The organism is Frankia sp. Hr75.2 (genome assembly GCF_949319125.1).
Lineage (GTDB): Bacteria > Actinomycetota > Actinomycetes > Frankiales > Frankiaceae > Parafrankia > Parafrankia soli.
On the sequence record NZ_CASGGV010000189.1, the window covers coordinates 1 to 891 of the forward strand.

Below are 891 nucleotides of genomic sequence, written 5' to 3' on the forward strand. Positions count from 1 at the left end.
CCGTTGCACGAGAGCGCCGGATAGCGCCGCTCATGCCGCCTCACCTTTCGGTGAGGCACCCCGGGTCTGACCGGTCTTGGCCGTGCCCGGTTCCCGCTTCACAGCCACCCGCCGCCGCGCCGGTGGTGCTGGCGCGTTGGTCTTACGGTCGGCTCCACGGGCTGTTTTAACGTCGCCGATGTACTCGCGGTCGACGAGCCGAGCCAGGTTGACCGCCGCGTTCTCGTCGCGGTCGATCACCAGCCCGCAGGACGGGCAGGAGAAGGTGCGGTCCGACAGTGTCAGGCCTGGGTTTCGCCAGCCACAGCCGGAACAGGTCTTCGAGCTTGGGTACCAACGGTCCGCGACGTGCAGGTGCGCGCCATGCCAGCCGGGCACGTACACCTGCGTCCTGGTCTTCGGGTCGCGAACCCACCGGCCGCACTTGTACTCCAACTGGCGGCGCAGTTCGCCCATGCCGACGTCGGAGACCGCCTTCGCCAGGTTGTGGTTACGCACCATGCCGGCGACGTGCAGATCCTCGATGACCACCGTGTGGTGGGTCCGGGCGAGGTTGGTGGTGACCTTGTGTAGCCCGTCGCGCCGCTGGTTGGCGGTGTGGGCATGCTGTTTCGCCAGGTCGACACCGATCACACCACCAGTGGCCTGCCGGGCGGACGGCCCGTCGGGGATCTCCCGCTCGACCTGCACGGTGAACGACACGAACCAGCGGCCAGCCGTGCGGGACACGGCCGCGCCGAGGAGGCGGGCACGGCCGTCGCCGAGCAGAGCGGTGAGCGCGCCCATCGGCTCGTGGACCTTCACCCGGCCGATCCGGGGCAGTTTCACATGCCGGTCCCCGTCCGGACCGTAGGAGCCGGTGGTGTACCGGAACGAGTCACGGGCCTTCCC

The 891-nt window shown here is 69.4% G+C and carries 1 protein-coding gene; it reads right to left on the bottom strand.

Annotation, left to right across the window (positions count from 1 at the left end):
* Nucleotides 1-30: 30 nt before the first annotated feature.
* Nucleotides 31-891 (bottom strand): zinc ribbon domain-containing protein (locus tag AC559T_RS14540; RefSeq protein WP_498869055.1); only part of this gene is annotated, 861 nt, incomplete at its 5' end.